Here is a 19424-nt window from a genome sequence, read left to right on the forward strand (position 1 = left end):
ATATGGGAGGAAATAGTATTGGTAATTTATTTCGTGTAACGACTTTTGGTGAATCTCATGGTAAAGCACTAGGAGGTATTATTGATGGTGTCCCTCCAGGCATGAAATTAAGTGAAGATGATTTACAAATAGATCTAAACCGACGATGTCCAGGTAAATCGTTATATATTACACCTCGATATGAACATGATAAAGTATATATTCTTTCAGGAATATTCGAAGGAGTAACTACCGGAACTAGTATTGGTCTTCTAGTGCAAAACAAAGATCAGCATTCAGAAGATTATCAATCTATTAGAGATCTTTATCGTCCTGGACATGCGGATTATAGCTACGAAAAAAAATATGGTATGCGAGATTATAGAGGCGGAGGTAGATCATCAGCACGTGAAACAGTCATTCGAGTAGCCGCAGGTGCCATCGCTAAAAAATACTTAGCATATCGATGCGGTATAAAAATACGGGGATTTATTGCCCAGATTGGGCACATTAAATGTGAATTAAAAGATTGGAATCAAGTAGAACAAAATCCTTTCTTCTGTCCTGATATAGATTGTCTAGAAGCACTCGATATACTAATACGGAACTTAAAAAAATATGGTAATTCTATTGGAGCTAAAGTTACCATCATAGCTGAAAATGTTCCAGCTGGTTTAGGTGAACCAGTATTTGATCGTCTAGATGCAGATTTAGCTCATGCATTAATGAGTATTAATGCAGTAAAAGGGGTAGAAATAGGTGATGGCTTTGCAGTAATTAGTCAACTTGGTAATGAGAATCGAGATGAAATAACTTCTCAAGGTTTTTTAAGTAACCATGCTGGCGGAATTCTTGGTGGTATTAGTAGTGGTCAACCAGTAATAGCTCATATAGCTCTAAAACCAGCTTCTAGTGTTAAACAACCTTGTAATACTGTTACACGCTATGGTAACGAAGTGGAAATAATTACTGAAGGTCGACATGATATTTGTGTAGGTATACGAGCTGTACCGATAGCAGAAGCTATGATGGCTATTGTCTTAATGGATCATTTTTTGCGGAATCGTGCACAGTGCTCGGATGTAAAATAGTTTAATTAGATCATTTAGTCTTTTATAAGTATGATAACTCTAATACTGTCCTCATTTAGTCAATAGATATCAATTTTCGTCAATATATATCAAGCTTGTTAATTAGTAATTTTTGCTTGTAAAATATTCGATTATATATAGTAATTCTTTTGCTAATAATCACCTTACTAAAACTTATCTTAAGTGTGTAACTTACATCTATTAGTTATAGTACTTTGTTATCTTTTAATAAGTTACAAGAGGATATGATATGAAACGTGCGGTAATTACCGGCATAGGTATATTATCAAGTATTGGTTCTAATAAAAAAGAAGTTCTTACATCTTTGCAACAAGGTCGTTCTGGAATTCAATTTTCTCCAGAATTTAAAACATCTGGGATGCGTAGCCAGATTTGGGGTAATATAAAAATAGATGTTAATGGACTGATCAATCGAAAAATAGCACGCTTTATGAGTGATGCTTCTATTTATGCATTTTTATCTATGGAACAAGCCATATTAGATTCTAGACTAACACAAAATATGATATCCAATGATCGTACTGGTATTATCGTTGGTTCTGGGGGTGGTTCTCCGCGTAATCAGTTTAAGGGTACTAATGCTATGCTTAATTATGGTTTACGCGGAGTCGGTCCTTATATGGTTACTAAGGCTATGGCATCAGGTATATCAGCATGTTTAGCAATACCATTCAAAATTCGTGGTGTAAATTACTCTATTAGTTCAGCATGCTCCACTTCTGCGCACTGTATTGGTCATGCATTAGAACTAATTCAGTTAGATAAACAAGATATTATTTTTGCTGGAGGAGGTGAAGAGTTATGCTGGGAGATGGCTTGCGAGTTTGATGCTATGGGAGCTCTATCGACTCGATATAATGCCACTCCGGAAAAAGCATCTCGAACTTATGATATTAACCGTGATGGCTTTGTAATCGCAGGAGGTGGAGGTATCGTTGTAGTAGAGGAATTAAAACATGCACTAGCACGAAATGCTTATATTTATGGGGAAATTATTGGCTATGGTGCTACGTCTGATGGTGTTAATATGGTTGTACCTTCTGGTGAAGGAGCTATTCGTTGTATGCATATGGCGCTAAAAAACACTGACACGTTAATTGATTATATTAACGTACATGGTACATCAACCCAAGTTGGCGACATAAAAGAGTTATGTGCTATTCGTCAAATATTTGGCCAACAACGTCCAGCATTATCATCTACTAAATCTATGACAGGCCATTCCTTAGGTGCTGCTGGAGTACATGAATTGATTTTTACTCTGCTGATGATAGAAAATAGTTTTATTGCACCTAGTATTAATATAAATAATCTCGATCCTGAGGCGAAAGACACAAACTTAATAACAGAACCTATTCAGAGAAAATTAACTACAGTAATGAGTAATAGTTTTGGTTTTGGAGGAACTAATGCAACATTAGTAATACGCAAATATACAGATAACAATTAATTTATAGTATATTTTATGAAGAAGATGTTATTTTTGTGAATTATTAAAATTCGATCTCTACTAGGAACAAAATGTGAAAATACTAGTTGATGAAAATATACCTTACGCTCATAAAATCTTTAGTAGATTGGGTGATGTGCAAATTATACATGGACGTAAAATTACTGCTCAAATAGTTTCATCTTATGATGCTCTAATAGTACGTTCAGTTACTAATGTAAATCAATCTTTATTAGAAGGCAGTAAAGTACGATTTGTAGGTAGTACTACATCTGGTATAGATCATATTGATGATCATTGGTTAGAAAAATCAGGGATTAAATTCTCCTATGCTGCTGGTTGTAATGCTATAGCAGTAGTAGAATATGTTTTTACAGCGCTGCTATTATTATCACAACGCTATGGTTTTCACTTACGTGATAAGACAGTCGGTATTATTGGTGTAGGTAATATTGGTCGTTTATTATACCAGCGACTTAATGCTTTTGGTGTACCTACTTTATTATGTGATCCCCCACAAGCTGAAATAAGTACTATAGGTGAATGGCAATTGCTAGAAAAATTAGTTACGGAAGCAGACGTACTAACATTACATACACCACTGACTTACCATGGGCGACATGCTACCTGGCATCTCATAAATGAAGATTTATTGTCTGCGTTACCTTCTACTAAACGTATATTAATAAATACTTGCCGTGGTGCCGTAGTAGACAATGTAGCACTGCTACATGCTTTAAAGAAAGGTAAGTTACTTAGTGTCATTTTAGATGTTTGGGAAAAAGAACCAAATTTATCTCTATCGCTATTAAATAATGTTGATATAGGGACTGCACATATTGCAGGTTATAGTTTAGAGGGTAAGGTACGTGGAGCTATTAAGATTTTTAACGATTATAGCAAATTTCTCGGAGCTATTCAATCCTTAAATGTTTCGGCATTTTTACCAGCACCCATGATTGAATATGTTCGTTGGCACGGAGTTATAAACGAAGAAGAATTACGTAAGTTAGCATATTTGATATACGATTTACAATTTGATGATATCCTTTTACGCCGCAATATCCATAAACCACATGGATTTGATCAACTAAGAACTAATTATTGTGAGCGTCGGGAGTGGTCATCTTTATCTGTTGGAACAGATAACAATATAAGTACGAATATGCTCAATCAGTTAGGTTTTAAATCAATTCTAATATAGATAGAAAGTGGCTAACAAACATCGCATAAAGATAGCACTAGGTATAGCATATAATGGTAGTCTATATTATGGCTGGCAACGACAAAAAGAATTACCTAGTGTGCAGGCTAGCCTAGAGCGAGCACTATCAATAGTTGCTAACGAAAAAATTTCAGTATTTTGTGCAGGTCGTACAGATACAGGTGTACATGCTACAGGACAAGTAGTTCATTTTGAAACAGTTGCACTAAGAACTAATAAAGCCTGGACGTTAGGAGTAAATGCTAATTTACCAGCTAGTATTGCTGTACGCTGGGCAATGACTGTAACACTCAATTTCCATGCTCGTTTTAGCGCTACTGCACGTAGTTATCGTTATATAATTTATAACCATCCACTACGTCCGGCAATGCTTGGTAGTAGTGGATATATGCATTTTTACCAACCATTAGATCCATTAAAAATGGATCGTGCAGGACAATGCTTACTAGGTGAAAGAGATTTCACTTCTTTTAGAGCACAACAATGTACTTCCCGTACTCCTTGGCGTAATTTACATCAATTAATAGTTAAACGCCATGGATCATATATTATAGTAGATATAACAGCAAATGCTTTTCTTTATCGTATGGTACGTAATATTGTTGGTTGTCTAATAGAGATAGGATCGGGTAAAAAACCAGAAAATTGGATTGCAGATCTCTTAGCACGAAGAGATCGTTCATTAGCTGGGATAACTGCTAGAGCAAAAGGATTATATTTAGTTAATGTATACTACCCATCAGAGTTTGCATTACCATCGGTACCGGTCGAATTATTTTTTCTAATATAGTAATAAATCTATTGACTTTTAAATTACTTATATATATTTAATTATATAATAATTATCAAACTAGTTAATTAATATATTTTACTCGTTTACTATTAGGTCTAAGTATTATAAATGAGCTGGATTGAACGTATTATCAATAAAAGCATTATTACTCCTACACGTAAGGCAAATATACCAGAAGGAATATGGACTAAATGCGATAGCTGTGGCCAAGTCTTATACCGTGCTGAATTAGAACGTAATTTGGAGGTATGCCTAAAATGCAACCATCATATGCGTATATCAGCACGGGTACGTTTGCACGCTTTCTTAGATCAATGTAGTAAATATGAGCTTGGTAGTGAGCTAGAACCCAAAGATATATTAAAATTCCGTGATTCTAAAAAGTATAAAGATCGCTTAATAGCAGCACAAAAAGCAACTAAGGAGAAAGATGCACTTGTAGTCATGAAAGGTACACTATATGGTATGCCGATAGTTGCTGCTTCTTTTGAATTTGGTTTTATTGGAGGATCAATGTCTTCTGTAGTAGGAACACGTTTTGTATATGCTGTCGAGCAGGCTTTGTTAGATAAATGTCCATTCGTATGCTTCTCAGCTAGTGGTGGTGCACGCATGCAGGAAGCTCTAATGTCACTTATGCAAATGGCTAAAACTAGCGCCGCGTTAGCTAAGTTACGTGCCCAGTGCCTACCTTATATATCAGTACTTACTGATCCTACTATGGGTGGTGTGTCTGCTAGTTTAGCTATGCTAGGAGATTTAAATATCGCAGAGCCTAAAGCACTAATAGGTTTTGCTGGCCCAAGGGTAATAGAACAAACTATGCGTGAAAAACTTCCTGCCGGTTTTCAGCGTAGTGAATTTTTACTTGCAAGGGGTGCTATTGATATGATAGTCAATAGACTAGATATGCGCTGGCGTATCGCTCGCTTACTAGCTAAATTAACTAGTCGTCCACCACTCAAATCAACTAATTCTCAAGAAAATACATGTTGACTAATTACATGTATTTTAATTTCTAACTAATAAAAGACAATAATGAATCAACAAAAAACCAATCTTTTTATTCCTCAGGCAAATTCTTCACTTACCGAATGGCTGTACTATATTCAAAATTTACATTCCAAACCGATCGACTTAAGTCTAGATAGAATACGTTGTGTCGCAACTAACCTAAACCTATTAAAACCAGCGCCATTAGTAATTACTGTTGGTGGCACTAATGGTAAAGGTACGACTTGTCGGCTATTAGAAGCTATTTTACTATATCATGGTCTACAAGTTGGCGTTTTTAGTTCCCCTCATCTTTTAAGTTATACTGAACGTGTTCGTATTAACGGAAGGCAACTAATAGATACTGATCATAGTAAAGCAATGTCAGTAATAGAAACTGGTCGTAATGATATATCTTTGAGTTATTTTGAATTTAGTACGTTATCTACATTACAGCTATTTTGTCAAGCAATGCTTGATGTAGTGATTCTAGAAGTTGGATTAGGTGGTCGATTAGATGCTACTAATATTATTGATGCAGATATTGCAGTAATAACTAATATAGCATTAGATCATACAAATTTACTAGGCTTAGATCGTGACAGTATTGCACGCGAAAAAGCTGGAATTATGCGTTATGGTAAACCCTTAATTATTGGTGATTCAGACCGACCAATTATATTAGATCTATTAGCGGCAAACAATAATGTAATGTTATTTGCCCGTGATAGAGATTGGGGATTTAGTAGAGAAAAAAGTAATTACTGGACTTGGTGGGGACTAGATCTTGAGTTAAAAAAACTGCCATTACCGGCTGCAATTCCGTTAGATAATGCAGCTACTGCATTAGCAGTATTATGCTACCTACCTATTAAAGTAGGTAAGGATTGTATTCATCAAGGTTTACAATATGCGATGTTACCTGGAAGGTTTCAGATTATCTGCAAGCAACCACTCGTTATTTTAGATGTTGCACATAATCCCCATGCCGCAAATTATCTAGCATACCAACTAGAAAATTTACCTTTACCAAAAAATAGTAGAATTCGAGCTGTTGTTGGTATGAGAGCGGACAAAGATCTTTCTGGAACCCTAAACTATCTACGCGATAAAGTAGATATATGGTACTGTGCAACTATTCCAGATCAAAATGCAGCGAGCGCAGAAGAACTAGCTGCTTTGCTTGACAGTAATACACAAAAGTTTCAGGATATAGCTAGTGCTTGGCGACAAGTAATATTAGATGCAGCTCCAGAAGACTGTATACTTGTTTTTGGTTCATTTCATACTGTAGCATCAGTTATAAGAGAAAATCTCAGTAACTAGTCTGAATAGACTTTTTATGCACGCATTAAAACTATGATTTTATGATTTATTGTAACATGCTAAAAATAATTCTTAATAGAGATTTTTACTCGTAAATTGACGATACTAGTAAAAACTAACTATTTCATAGTTAGTCAATAGTCGCTATTAAAGACTAATAAAAAATTTATTTTTACTATAAATACAGCAGAAGCAAATTATATGAATAACATCTTATACATTAAATATATAATACTAAGTTATTAAACAGCTCTAAATTAGAGAACTACAGCTACACACTAATAAGTAAAAACATCTTATTAAGTAGCTTGAGCTATCATAAATATTTCTATCATGTCAGTTCAGTAATAACAGCTAGCTATTCTTTTAAAAAATTTCCAAACGGATATACCGATGAGCAGGATAGATTATCTTATAATTAGTATTATTATGTTTTCAACACTACTAAGTCTTATTCGTGGTTTTATTCAAGAATCGTTATCATTAATTAACTTAGCTTGTGCTTTTTTTGTTTCTAGTAGTTATTATCAAACTATAGCAAATTACTTAACTCAATTTGAAGAAGAGATAGTTCGGAATAGTCTTGCTATTACTATACTGTTTATTATAACAATGCTGATTGGAAAAATTATTAATAACGTCGCTAGCTCATTAGTAGAACGAGCGGGCTTAGACGGAACTGATCGTGTATTAGGCGCATGTTTTGGCTTACTACGTGGCATACTCATTATCTTAGTTATACTATATCTATTCGCCACTTTTACTAATTGTCAATATAGTAAATATTGGCAACAGTCCCTACTCATACCACAATTATGTTCCATCATGAGATGGTTATTAAATTATCTGCATATAACAAACAGTAATATGTTGATCTAAACTATTTGGTAATATAAATATTGATGAGGATATCTAAATATGTGCGGTATTGTTGGGATAGCTGGTGTTATGCCGGTAAATCAGTCTATTTATGACGCACTAACGGTGCTGCAACATCGTGGACAAGATGCTGCCGGTATCGCAACTGTAGATGCTTTTAACTGCTTACGCATGCGTAAAGCTAATGGATTAGTTAAAGATGTCTTTGATCTACAACATATGCAATATTTAGAAGGCAACATGGGTATTGGCCATGTTCGCTATCCTACGGCAGGTAGTTCTAGTGCTTCTGAGGCACAGCCATTTTACGTTAATTCTCCATTTGGTATTGCCTTAGCGCATAATGGTAATTTAACTAACGCATATGAACTACGTAAGAAACTATTTGAAAAAAGTAGGCGTCATATTAATACTTCCTCGGATTCAGAGATATTACTTAATTTTTTAGCTAGTGAACTAGATCATTTTCGAGATCCCCAGCTAACAGCTGATCATATTTTTACTGCTATTACTGCTATAAATAGACAAATACGCGGAGCATATGCTTGTGTTGGTATTATAATGGGCCATGGATTATTTGCTTTCAGGGATCCAAATGGCATACGACCGTTAGTAATAGGTAAGCGAACACTACTTAATGGTAGTGATGAATATATAATTGCCTCAGAAAGTGTTGCGTTAGATACCCTTGGTTTTAAATTATTACGTGACATAACTTCCGGTGAAGCTGTATATATTACAGATAAAGGTAAAATATTTACCCAACAGTGTGCCGATAATCCACAACATCATCCGTGCCTATTTGAATATGTTTATTTTGCTCGTCCTGACTCTATAATAGATAAAATTTCCGTCTATAGTGCTAGAGTTCGTATGGGTCAGATTTTAGGCACAAAAATTGCTCGAGAGTGGAAAAAACTGAAAATTGATGTTGTCATTCCTATTCCAGAAACGTCCTGTGATATTGCTTTAGAGATAGCTCGTATTATTGGTAAACCATATCGTCAAGGGTTAGTAAAGAACCGTTATATCGGCCGTACATTTATTATGCAAGGTCAGCACACTCGCCAAAAATCAGTACGTAGTAAATTTAATGCTAACAGAGCAGAATTTAATAATAAAAGTGTCTTATTGGTAGATGATTCTATCGTACGTGGTACGACCTCAGAACAAATAATAGATATGGTACGTGAAGCTGGTGCACGTCATGTTTATTTAGCATCAGCAGCTCCAGAAATACGTTTTCCCAATGTTTATGGTCTTGATATACCTAGTACAAACGAATTAATCGCTTACGGACGTGAGGTAGATGATATTAGAAAAATTATTGATGCTGATGCTTTAATTTTCCAAGAACTTTCAGCTTTAGAACAAGCTGTCAGAGAAGCCAATCCAAATATTAAACAATTTGAAGCCTCAGTTTTTAATGGAATCTATGTTACTTGTGATGTTATTTAAATTAACATAACGATACTTATCAAGTATCAGGATTAAGTAATAACAATCAAACTATTTTGATAGTTTTTCATAGTTATTTATGAACTAATTAGTAAAATTTTTTGCTGATTATATACTACTTAGCGTGGATTAATGATTTGTGCCCATTGAACAATATTAATAAGTGGTTGTGGATAAAGTCCTAGTAATAGCACAAGTAATGAGGAAATGAGCACCATTATACCACGACTTGTTAATGCCCAGTTATATTGAATATATGTATTAGTATGTAGCTTTTCAGCGGGATATAAGTATAAGCTTACTACTATACGTAAATAGTATAACATACTAATCATAGTGCTAATTAGTAGTAAGATTGTTAATAATTTTAAATTATTATTAATACCCAAAGTAATAATATAGAATTTACCAATAAAGCCGAGTGTCATTGGGATGCCAGCTAGTGATAACATCATCACTGTCATAACCACTGAAAGCATTGGTTGATACCAAAATAAACCACGATAGTAACCGATTAAATCGGTATCTTTTTTACTAACATTAGACATTATACTTATAACACCAAATACTCCTAAATTTGCCAACAGATACCCAAATAAATAAAGACCGACTGTTTCTAGTACTAGAACATTTTGTATAACCAGCCAACTTACTAGTAGATAACCAAAATGAGCAGTTGAAGAGTAACCTAATATTCTAAAAAGGTTATTTTGACTTAAAGCCATTAAGTTACCAATGAACATAGAACATATAGCAATTATACATAAGAGTAGTTTTACTTCATAATGCGTATTAAATGGAGCATAAAAAAATAAACGCATTAAGCTAGCAAAAATAGCTATTTTACTTACAGTCGCTAAGTAAGTTGAAACAGGAGTAGGTGCACCCTGATAAATATCAGGGGTCCATAGATGAAATGGCACCAATGATAGTTTAAAACTGATTCCAACTATCATCATTCCTAGCCCTGCTAGGAGCATTAGAGGATAATTTATCTCGTTTAACGCATAATTACTTATGCCGATAAAAGAAAGTTGACCAGTAACGGCATATACTAATGCTATACCAAATAACAGAAAAGATGAGGCTACTGATGATATGATTGTATACTTAATACATGCTTCTAGTACCTTTTTTTTGCGGTAAGTATATCCTACCATGCCTAGTAATGGTAGAGACATAAGCTCAATACCAAGGAATAACGCAGTAAGATGATGAGCACAAGTCAGTAGTATACCACCCATGGTAGAAATAAGTAATAGTATATAAAACTCATCTGGTTTATAATCTTTATTATTCGATAACCAAGTATAAGAAAGAGTACTAGTTGCTAAACTAGCTATTAATACGAGACCGGTATAGAATATCGAAAAGGAATCAACATGTATTAGTGTTGTAAAATTAGCAATACTACCATGTACGACAAAAAAAAGTGAAAATATCGCTAGTAGTAAACCTACTACTGTTAGGGATGCATGCATAAAATGGTTACGTTGCCAAGCGATACTTAGCAATATAAGTATAATTGTAAATCCTATTATTAATAGCGGTAATATTTGAGTTATAATTTTCATGTTAATTACAGGATTATAGTTAGATTAACTTAACATGGTTGAACGAGCATGAACAGCAAACCAGTGTTGAATACTATTTATGGCTGTTGCTGAGGTATTCATAATAGGTTGTGGTACAATACCTAGTAGTAATAGCAGTATTACTAATAATATTATAATAAATTGTTCTCGAATTGTTATGTTTGCTAGCGGCTGGCAAGATTTTACTGGACCATAGTATGTACGTTGCATCATCATCAGAGAATAGATAGCAGAAAAAATTAGGCTAAAAGCTGAAATAACTGTAATTATTGGTACTACTTGAAAACAACTAAATAAGATTATTATCTCACCTACAAAAGTTCCCGTAGCGGGTAAACCTAGCATAGCTAAAGCAAAAAATAGCGTTACTGCTGGAAGGAAGTTTAATCTACCCCATAAACCACCCATAAGTCGCATATCACGAGTATGTAAACGCTCATATAACTGACCACAAATAATAAATAAACCTGCTGCAGATAAACTATTAGCTATTATCTGTACAACTACTCCTTGAAAAGCTAGTAGTTGACCGCTATAAATAGCTATTAAGATGATACCCATGTGAGAAATATTTGCATAAGCAATAAGTCGCTTAATATCAATTTGTGCAAAAGCAGTCCATGCTCCATAGAATATACTAACAACACCAAACCACATGGCTATAGGTGCAAACTTATAGGAAGCCTGAGGAAATAAAGGTAGACTAAAACGTAGTAATCCATAAGCGGCTGTTTTAATTAAAATACCAGCTAAATCTACTGAACCTGCGGTAGGAGCGTTACTATGGACGTCTGGTAACCAACCATGTAATGGTATAATTGGCATTTTTATAGCAAAGGCTAAGAAAAAACCTAGCATAAGCAAATATTCGGTTTTTTCTGACATAGGTGTAAATAATAGATCATCATAGTTAAAGGTCCATACACCAGTAGTTGTATAGTGTGCTGCTACTAGACCTAAGATCGATACTAGCATTATAAAACCACTAGCCTGTGTATAAATTACAAACTTATTAGCTATTGAGATACGAGTTTTTCTGTTAGATTCCTTATGCCCCCATAAGACGATTAAAAAATACATAGGGACTAACATCATTTCCCAAAAACAGAAAAATAGAAATAAATCAACAGCCATGAATACCCCAATTATACTGGATGATATCCACAGTAAATTTAGATAAAATAAACCTTGGTAACGCTTAATTTCAGGCCAGGAACAAAGAACAGCGAGTACACCTAATAGGTTAGTAAGTACTACCATTAGTATCGATAAGCCATCTAAAGTTAAATGAATACTGATACCAAATCGTGGTATCCATCGCCGCAAATATTCTATGGGCCATTGTGGTAATTCATGTGATATTGCTATGGTAAATTTTAATTGGTACCATAGTAATAAGGATAATGCTAGTGTTAATMCCATAGCTATTAAAGCTATATAACGCGGTATTTTAGTGTTAAAATTCTCGCTTTGCCAGCACAGTAAACCGCCTGTAAAAGGAATCAAAATTAGCCAAGGTAGTAACATCTAGTTTTGCTTTCCTAATGTGAAAAAGTCTGTGATTGATCTATTAGTATTAAATAAATAGTGAACTAAAGACGAGTATTATCATAACTATTAACGCTCCTAAACACATTGATATCACATACCAGCGTAATTTACTGTTGAAGCTTAACTTTAATCTTAGTACTAACCATCTATTTAGTACTGCTGGAATATTCATTAGAGCATCAATTGGATCAAAAGCAAGAATTTTAGCTATAGCTAAATAAGGCTTAACAAATATCTGTTCATATAGCCAGTCAAAACCCCAAGCATGAAATAACAACAAAAAAATAACACGTCCTAACTTATTCTGTGATAATAAGTTAACTACTCTATGTTTACCTAACCATAATATCGCAGCAAGAACAATACCAATAATTGTTATAGTACTAGAAACTATATCTAAATCTAGTAGATACTGCGCGTTATAACTTAAATTGCTTATAGGTAATACTTTTGTTAATGGTGGTACAATCAAAGTACTAATAAAAGTAGATAATATAAGTAATGTTACTAAAGATACATAATAACTTATACTAGTCTTACGTAAGTAAGAAGCTTTAATGTTTTTTTCACCATAACATAAAACAAAAAACATACGGAAGGTATACATAGAAGTTAAAAATTCTCCTAATAAACCTACCAACATTAGTCTACTATTACCATGAGATAATGCACCACATAATATCTTCTCTTTAGAAAAAAAACCAGCGGTTACTAAAGGCATTGCCGATAACGCTAAACAACCTACGAGTAAGCTAATATAAATAAACGGAAGTGATTGACGTAAACCGCCTATTTTAAAAATATTTTGCTCCCTATGGTAATTTAGTATTACTATACCAGAACATAAAAATAACAGTGCTTTAAAAAAAGCATGAGTCATAAGGTGGATAATGGCTCCATCCCAGACTTGTGTACCTAGAGCAAGAAACATATAACCTATTTGACTCATGGTAGAATAGGCTAAAATTTTTTTTAGATCTGTCTGTACAAGAGCCGATAAACATGCCATGACTAGTGTCATAGCACCAACTAAACCTACTAGATTGAGTATATCAGGTGTTAATAAAAATAAACTATGGGTTCGTGCTATTAGGTAAACACCTGCAGTAACCATGGTTGCTGCATGAATTAGAGCTGATACCGGTGTTGGACCAACCATAGCATCTGCTAACCAAGTTTGTAGTGGTAACTGTGCTGATTTTGCTGCTGCTCCGCCTAAAATAAGGAGAGTAGCCCAAGTAATAACTTGGGAGTTATTAGCAATTGTTGGTTTTTCGGCCAAAAATATAAGGTCATGGATATTCAATGTGCCAAAATGGGCATAAAGTAAAAAAAGTGCCAAAGCTAGTAATACATCACCAATACGAGTAATAATAAAAGCTTTAATTGCTGCGTTATTATTTTGCTTGTTAGTATGATAGAAACCTATTAGGAGATAGCTACATAATCCTACTCCTTCCCATCCAAAGTACATAAGTAGTAAATTGTCTGCTAGTACTAAAAGTACCATATTCGCAATAAATAAGTTAGTATAAGCAAAAAAACGTGAATAACCTTCTTCACCTTCCATATACCAAGAAGCGTATAGATGTATTAAAAATCCTACTCCTGTAATGATTGATAGCATAGTGAGGGATAGTCCATCTATACTTAAGGCGAATACAACACGGAAAGCATCTACCGATATCCATGTCCAGAGGTACTGATAAAATATAACTGTATTTGCATAATAATGATTTAATATTAAAAACCTAGCAGTTAAAATGGCTGCTAAACCTACGCTACCTACGCCAATAATCGTATTAACGTTATTTGACCAACGTCCCTGAGAAAAAGCAAGGAGCAAAAACCCTAGTAAGGGTAATAAAATGATGAAACTAATTAAGTTCATCTATGCATCTCACTAATTAGATCAATATCTAATGTTTGGTAGTAGCGGTATAAATGTAGTAGTAATGCTAAACCTATACTAGCTTCAGTAGCTGCTATAGTTACTGTAAGGATATACATAACCTGTCCGTCAGCTTGACCCCAATACTGACCAACAATAACGAAAGCTAAAGCAGCTGCATTAATCATTATTTCTAACCCTAAGAGCAAAAATAATAAGTTACGCCGTATCATGATACCAGTTAGGCCTAACATAAATAAAATTGCGGCCAAGCTTAAACTATATGATAATGATATCATATTTAACCATCCTAGATGATTTGAGGCTGTTAAAAAGAATCATTTTATTATCTTCTTTGTGCTGCATCATACCCAAGATGAAATGCTACTACCAAACCAGCTAGTAGTAGCATTGACGCTAAATCAACAGCTAATATATAAGGTCCAAATAATAATACTCCTACAGTTTTAGTGTCTATCAGCTGGTTATTAATACTATCATTACTTGTAGACCAAAAAATATACAATAAGATAGCTAGTAGTAATATTAAAGGTAGTATAAAATATATAATGGATATTATCGGTTGTCGTAGTATATTTATCTGCTCACTACAATGAATATTAATCATCATAACCACAAATATAAATAGCACCACAACAGCACCAGCGTAGACTATTATTTCTAGAGCTCCAGCAAAATAAGCACCAATTACAAAAAAAACACCAGCAATAGCTAGTATTGTAATTATTAGATACAATAATGCATGCATTGGTTTATTATGAGTAATTACACGTAAAGCAGAGAATATGGCTACTAGGCCAAAAAAGTATAATGCTAGTTCCATATTCATGTCACTCCTAAGTGAATTTAGGGTAAAAGATCTTTAACATTAATTGGTCGAGTTTCGTTCTCTGCATGTCCTTTTAGCTTATCATTACAGGCTATCCCAGCCATGCGATAGAAATTATATTCCGGATATTTACCTGGGCCTCTAATTAAGAGATCTTCTTTTTCATATACAAGGTCTTGTCGTTTAAATTCAGCCATTTCAAAATCTGGGGTAAGTTGAATAGCAGTAGTAGGACAAGCTTCCTCACATAAACCACAAAATATACATCGGGAAAAGTTAATACGAAAAAATTCTGGGTACCATCGTCCTTCTTTGCTCTCTGTTTTTTGTAAAGAGATACAGTCTACGGGACAAGCAACGGCACATAGATTACAGGCTACACAGCGCTCATATCCATCTGGATCACAAGTTAAGACAATACGACCACGAAAACGTGATGTTTGATATATAGGTATATCAGGATACATTTGGGTTTCACGTTTATTAAACGCTTGCATACCTATCATCCAGATACTACGCAATATAGTATAACAACCCGTGACTAATTGTTTTAATGTCATGATTAATTAAATCCATACTATATTTAGGTGTTATATAGAATTACTATTGCAGTAACTAATAAGTTCATTAACGTTAGTGGCAAACAAATTGTCCAACCAAGAATCATTACTTGATCATAACGCGGACGTGGTAAAGCCGCACGTATTAATATGAAGATAATAATAAAGACAGTCGTTTTAATTATAAACCAAATGTAAGGTGGTAACCATGGTCCTTGCCATCCACCAAAAAATAGTGTAATAGTTAACGCCGAGATAGTAACAAGACTAATGTACTCACCTATAAAAAATAGCCCGAATTTCATTCCAGAATATTCTATATGATAACCGTCGGCAAGTTCCTGCTCTGATTCTGGTTGATCAAACGGATGACGGTGACAAATTGCTAAACCAGCTAAATAAAAGGTTATAAAACCAAAGAACTGTGGTACTATATTCCATATATGTGTTTGATCTGCTACGATAGTACTTATATTAAACGAACCCGCCTGTGCAACAACTCCCATGATAGATAAACCAAGAAAAACTTCGTAGCTCAAAGTTTGAGCCGCTGCACGCATTGCTCCTAATAAGGAGTATTTATTATTGCTCGACCATCCTCCTAAAAGGATGGCATATACTGATATGCCGGCCATCATTAAGAAAAAAAGTATGCCAATATTTAGCTCAATTACAACCCAATTAGGACTAATTGGCATAATAGCAAAAACTAGTAATAGCGAGGTAAAAGCAATTATTGGTGCTAAGGTAAAAATAATTCTGTCTGCAAAAGGTGGGATCCAGTCTTCTTTAAACAGAATTTTAATTGTATCTGCTAATAACTGTAGTGATCCACCCCATCCAACTCTGTTTGGTCCATAACGATGCTGAAACAAACCGAGTAAACGTCGTTCAAAAAAACTCATATAAGCACCTATAGTAACTACTGATAGTAAAGTTACTATAGCCTTGACTATCGCTAGGAGGTATTCATACCTAAGATGAAGCATAAAATAACTCATACATTAATCTCTCGTAGATTTTGAACACTTAATCCCGCTAATATCGGAGGAATACCAGGAAAACCAAGAGGTAAACCTAACTGACCACTGTTTAAGTTATCACTGAATCGTATGGGTAGACACCACTCTTGACTACCATAACTAAAAGTTAGTTGTGATCTATGATTTAGACCTAGTCTAATCGCATCTATTCGGTTAATTACTACGTAAGGTGTTGGCATGTATTGTTGTATTATTGGCGATAGTTGCGAAGTTTCATCACTGCCAAACAGATGCCAATAAGGTGCAATGCGCCAAGTTTCATTTAGTTTGGGTATAAAAGCAGGTGGAATGATTTTAAACCAGTCTAATTGATCATCACTCATTTCTAGCAACCTTACTCCGGGATCGCCATAACGCAAATGACCACCAATCTCGTCTTGGAATTTATTCCAAGATTGTGGTGAGTTCCAGCCGGGAGCCCAACTAAATGCGATTTGCTGACGTGGTGCAAATGGATCGTTATTACCTTCCATAGAAAAAGTAAACATTGTCTCATGATCTTGTGCGATTTGTGGTTCATGTACGTTCAGATGTGTAATCATTGCAGTACGACCACTATAGCGATGTGGTTCACGAGCTAATTTTTGACCATGAATACGAAAATTAGCATCCGGAGCAATATCCTTAATTTTAGCTAATTGTGGTATAGTTTTTACTATATGATTAATGATATGGTCGAGTTTTGTCCATTTTTCGGAGCGACTAAGATAAGTTATATGTATTAAATGTAACCATCGCCAGCTTGCTAAAAGCAATGCTTTAGGATTATAGTAAGCAGGATCATATACCTGAAAAAAGCGTTGTGCTCGTCCTTCTTGGTTAATAACTGTACCATTACTTTCTACAAAAGAAGCAGCAGAGAAGATTAAATTTGCTTTATTCAGTAAAGCAGTACGCTGATGATCAATAACTATTAAATTCTTTACCTTTGTTAAGGCTTGGTCAATACGCGGAGCTAGTGCATGTCGATAAAGATCATTTTCTAGGACAATAACACTATCAACAGTACCTTGCTCAATTTCAATTAAAGCATGATTTAGGTTACCACCGCCCATTATAGCCATGCCCATACTATTAACACTAGAAGCAATAAAGCTAATACCCACTTTGTTACCGCGGTTTTTAAGTGCACGAGCAATATTAGCAGCTGCCGCAATGATAGCCTCACTACCAGCGTGACTACCTGAAATAATTAATGGTTTATTTGCTTCAAGTAGAGCTTCTACTATTAATGTAATCTTACTTTGTAGTGCTGGATCTAAATTATTGACTGCTGGAGCATTTTTATCCAAAGCGTGAGCAATAGCAAAACCTAACCTTGCTTGATCATCTACAGGAGCATGATAACTCCAAGTTGCGATATCATCTAATTTAGTCGAATCAACATTTGTAATAAAAAGTAAGCTTTTTGCCTGTTGTCCAACATTTTTTATTGCGGCAACTTGCCAGTCGAATATTTTTTTCGATGCAGCCATTGCACGTGCTGGGTTTTTAACTGCCTGACGAACTGCTAGTGCTATACGAGCACCAGTCTGTGTAATATCTTCACCTAGAACTAATACAGCATCATAGCTTTCTATTTCTCTTAGAGAAGGAGTATAAATTCCACTGTTACGTAAGACTTTAAGCATTAATAATAGTTGATTTTGTTCATTGTCTGAAATACCTATATAAAAATTATTTTTTCCTACTAGTTCACGTAAAGCAAAATTGCTTTCAATACTTGCACGTGCTGATCCAATACCTATGATTTTATTTGCTTCACGTAATAAATTTGCCGCAGATATCAATGCTTGTTCAGTATTAAGAGTAATCCAATCATTACCACGTCGCAGCAATGGCTGACGTGGGCGATTTTTTAAGTTAACATAACCATAACCAAAACGGCCAATATCACACAAGAAGTAGTGGTTAACGTTACCGTTATAACGATTATCAATGCGGCGTAACTCTCCGTATCTTTCACCTGGGCTAATATTACAACCAATACTACACTGTTGGCAGATACTCGGTGCGAACTGCATATCCCATTTACGATTATATCGTTTCGAGTGAGTTTTATCAGTAAAAACGCCAGTAGGACAAATTTCTACTAGATTACCAGCAAACTCACTCTCTAGTACCCCAGATTGCAAACGTCCAAAGTAAACATTATCATGAGTCCCGTAAACTCCGAAATCCGTTCCATTAGCATAATCTTTATAAAAACGTACACAGCGGTAACACGTTATACAGCGGTTCATTTCATGTGAAATGAATGGACCTAGATATTGATTATTATGAGTACGCTTAGTAAATCTATAACGGCGTACACAATGGCCTGTCATTACTGTCATGTCCTGTAGATGACAGTTTCCACCTTCTTCGCACACTGGACAGTCATGCGGGTGATTAATCATCAGTAATTCAATTATACGTTGACGAAATTGTTTAGCTTCATTTTCGTTAATAGAAATAACTGTTCCAGCTAATACTGGTGTCATGCAAGACATAACTAATTTACCTTCAATATCCTCGATGTTTTGATATTGCTTAATAGCACAAAGACGACAAGCACCAGCACTGCCTAGTGCTGGATGCCAACAAAAATAAGGAACATCTAGACCGAGGGAAAGACAGGCTTCTAGTAGATTTTTTGATTCATGAACATCATACTTTTTGCCGTCTATACTAATGGTAACCATAGTCAGCATACTCAAGTTATGCCCGTAATTGTGAT

General features: G+C 34.7%; 16 protein-coding genes. 8 read left to right on the top strand and 8 right to left on the bottom strand.

Translation table 11 applies throughout. The features are described 5' to 3' along the window. Window positions 1–2 precede the first annotated feature (2 nt). The 8 genes from aroC to purF all read left to right on the top strand — a co-directional run bounded on the left by aroC (window position 3) and on the right by purF (window position 9215). Window positions 3–1070 carry a chorismate synthase gene (gene aroC, locus BCI_RS01785; protein WP_011520538.1) on the top strand — a complete coding sequence of 356 codons (1068 nt, stop codon included), beginning with the start codon at window positions 3–5 and terminating at the stop codon, window positions 1068–1070. Between the two features lie 250 nt (window positions 1071–1320). Next, complete coding sequence (fabB, locus tag BCI_RS01790; protein ID WP_011520539.1) at window positions 1321–2541, top strand: beta-ketoacyl-ACP synthase I; 1221 nt, start codon at window positions 1321–1323, stop codon at window positions 2539–2541. 73 nt (window positions 2542–2614) lie between these two features. Then, window positions 2615–3745 carry a 4-phosphoerythronate dehydrogenase gene (locus BCI_RS01795; RefSeq protein ID WP_011520540.1) on the top strand — a complete coding sequence of 377 codons (1131 nt, stop codon included), beginning with the start codon at window positions 2615–2617 and terminating at the stop codon, window positions 3743–3745. A gap of 7 nt (window positions 3746–3752) precedes the next feature. Next, window positions 3753–4556 (top strand): tRNA pseudouridine(38-40) synthase TruA, encoded by an 804-nt coding sequence (truA, locus tag BCI_RS01800; protein WP_011520541.1) that lies wholly within the window; start codon window positions 3753–3755, stop codon window positions 4554–4556. 111 nt (window positions 4557–4667) lie between these two features. Then, window positions 4668–5555 (top strand): acetyl-CoA carboxylase, carboxyltransferase subunit beta, encoded by an 888-nt coding sequence (accD, locus tag BCI_RS01805; RefSeq protein WP_011520542.1) that lies wholly within the window; start codon window positions 4668–4670, stop codon window positions 5553–5555. A 42-nt stretch (window positions 5556–5597) separates the two neighbouring features. Beyond that, the gene (gene folC, locus BCI_RS01810; RefSeq protein WP_011520543.1) at window positions 5598–6878 is read left to right on the top strand and encodes a bifunctional tetrahydrofolate synthase/dihydrofolate synthase; all 1281 of its coding nucleotides are present in this window, start codon (window positions 5598–5600) and stop codon (window positions 6876–6878) included. Between the two features lie 393 nt (window positions 6879–7271). Continuing rightward, window positions 7272–7757, top strand: a complete 486-nt coding sequence (locus BCI_RS01815; protein ID WP_011520544.1) for a CvpA family protein — start codon at window positions 7272–7274, stop codon at window positions 7755–7757. Window positions 7758–7796: 39 nt separating this feature from the next. Further along, window positions 7797–9215, top strand: coding sequence for an amidophosphoribosyltransferase (purF, locus tag BCI_RS01820; protein ID WP_011520545.1), 1419 nt, complete (start codon window positions 7797–7799; stop codon window positions 9213–9215). Window positions 9216–9334: 119 nt separating this feature from the next. Here purF and nuoN read toward each other — a convergent pair whose 3' ends face one another. From nuoN to nuoG, 8 genes are read right to left on the bottom strand one after another with little or no spacing between them, the layout of a single operon-like run. Further along, on the bottom strand, window positions 9335–10789 hold the full coding sequence (gene nuoN / locus BCI_RS01825; protein ID WP_011520546.1) for an NADH-quinone oxidoreductase subunit NuoN: 1455 nt from the start codon (window positions 10787–10789) through the stop codon (window positions 9335–9337). A gap of 24 nt (window positions 10790–10813) precedes the next feature. Beyond that, window positions 10814–12337, bottom strand: coding sequence for an NADH-quinone oxidoreductase subunit M (gene nuoM / locus BCI_RS01830; protein ID WP_011520547.1), 1524 nt, complete (start codon window positions 12335–12337; stop codon window positions 10814–10816). Window positions 12338–12386: 49 nt separating this feature from the next. Continuing rightward, complete coding sequence (gene nuoL / locus BCI_RS01835) at window positions 12387–14252, bottom strand: NADH-quinone oxidoreductase subunit L (RefSeq protein WP_011520548.1); 1866 nt, start codon at window positions 14250–14252, stop codon at window positions 12387–12389. Continuing rightward, the gene (nuoK, locus tag BCI_RS01840; protein ID WP_011520549.1) at window positions 14249–14551 is read right to left on the bottom strand and encodes an NADH-quinone oxidoreductase subunit NuoK; all 303 of its coding nucleotides are present in this window, start codon (window positions 14549–14551) and stop codon (window positions 14249–14251) included. The genes nuoL and nuoK overlap by 4 nt, the downstream gene beginning before the upstream one ends. Window positions 14552–14598: 47 nt before the next feature. Then, entirely contained in the window at window positions 14599–15096 is a 498-nt protein-coding gene (gene nuoJ / locus BCI_RS01845; protein ID WP_011520550.1) for an NADH-quinone oxidoreductase subunit J, read from the bottom strand. Window positions 15097–15119: 23 nt separating this feature from the next. Beyond that, window positions 15120–15662, bottom strand: a complete 543-nt coding sequence (nuoI, locus tag BCI_RS01850) for an NADH-quinone oxidoreductase subunit NuoI (protein WP_011520551.1) — start codon at window positions 15660–15662, stop codon at window positions 15120–15122. 23 nt (window positions 15663–15685) lie between these two features. Continuing rightward, window positions 15686–16651 carry an NADH-quinone oxidoreductase subunit NuoH gene (nuoH, locus tag BCI_RS01855; RefSeq protein WP_011520552.1) on the bottom strand — a complete coding sequence of 322 codons (966 nt, stop codon included), beginning with the start codon at window positions 16649–16651 and terminating at the stop codon, window positions 15686–15688. A gap of 8 nt (window positions 16652–16659) precedes the next feature. Next, window positions 16660–19389, bottom strand: coding sequence for an NADH-quinone oxidoreductase subunit NuoG (gene nuoG / locus BCI_RS01860; protein WP_011520553.1), 2730 nt, complete (start codon window positions 19387–19389; stop codon window positions 16660–16662). Window positions 19390–19424 lie beyond the last annotated feature (35 nt).

Source organism: Baumannia cicadellinicola str. Hc (Homalodisca coagulata) (genome assembly GCF_000013185.1).
Classification (GTDB): Bacteria; Pseudomonadota; Gammaproteobacteria; order Enterobacterales; family Enterobacteriaceae; genus Baumannia; species Baumannia cicadellinicola_E.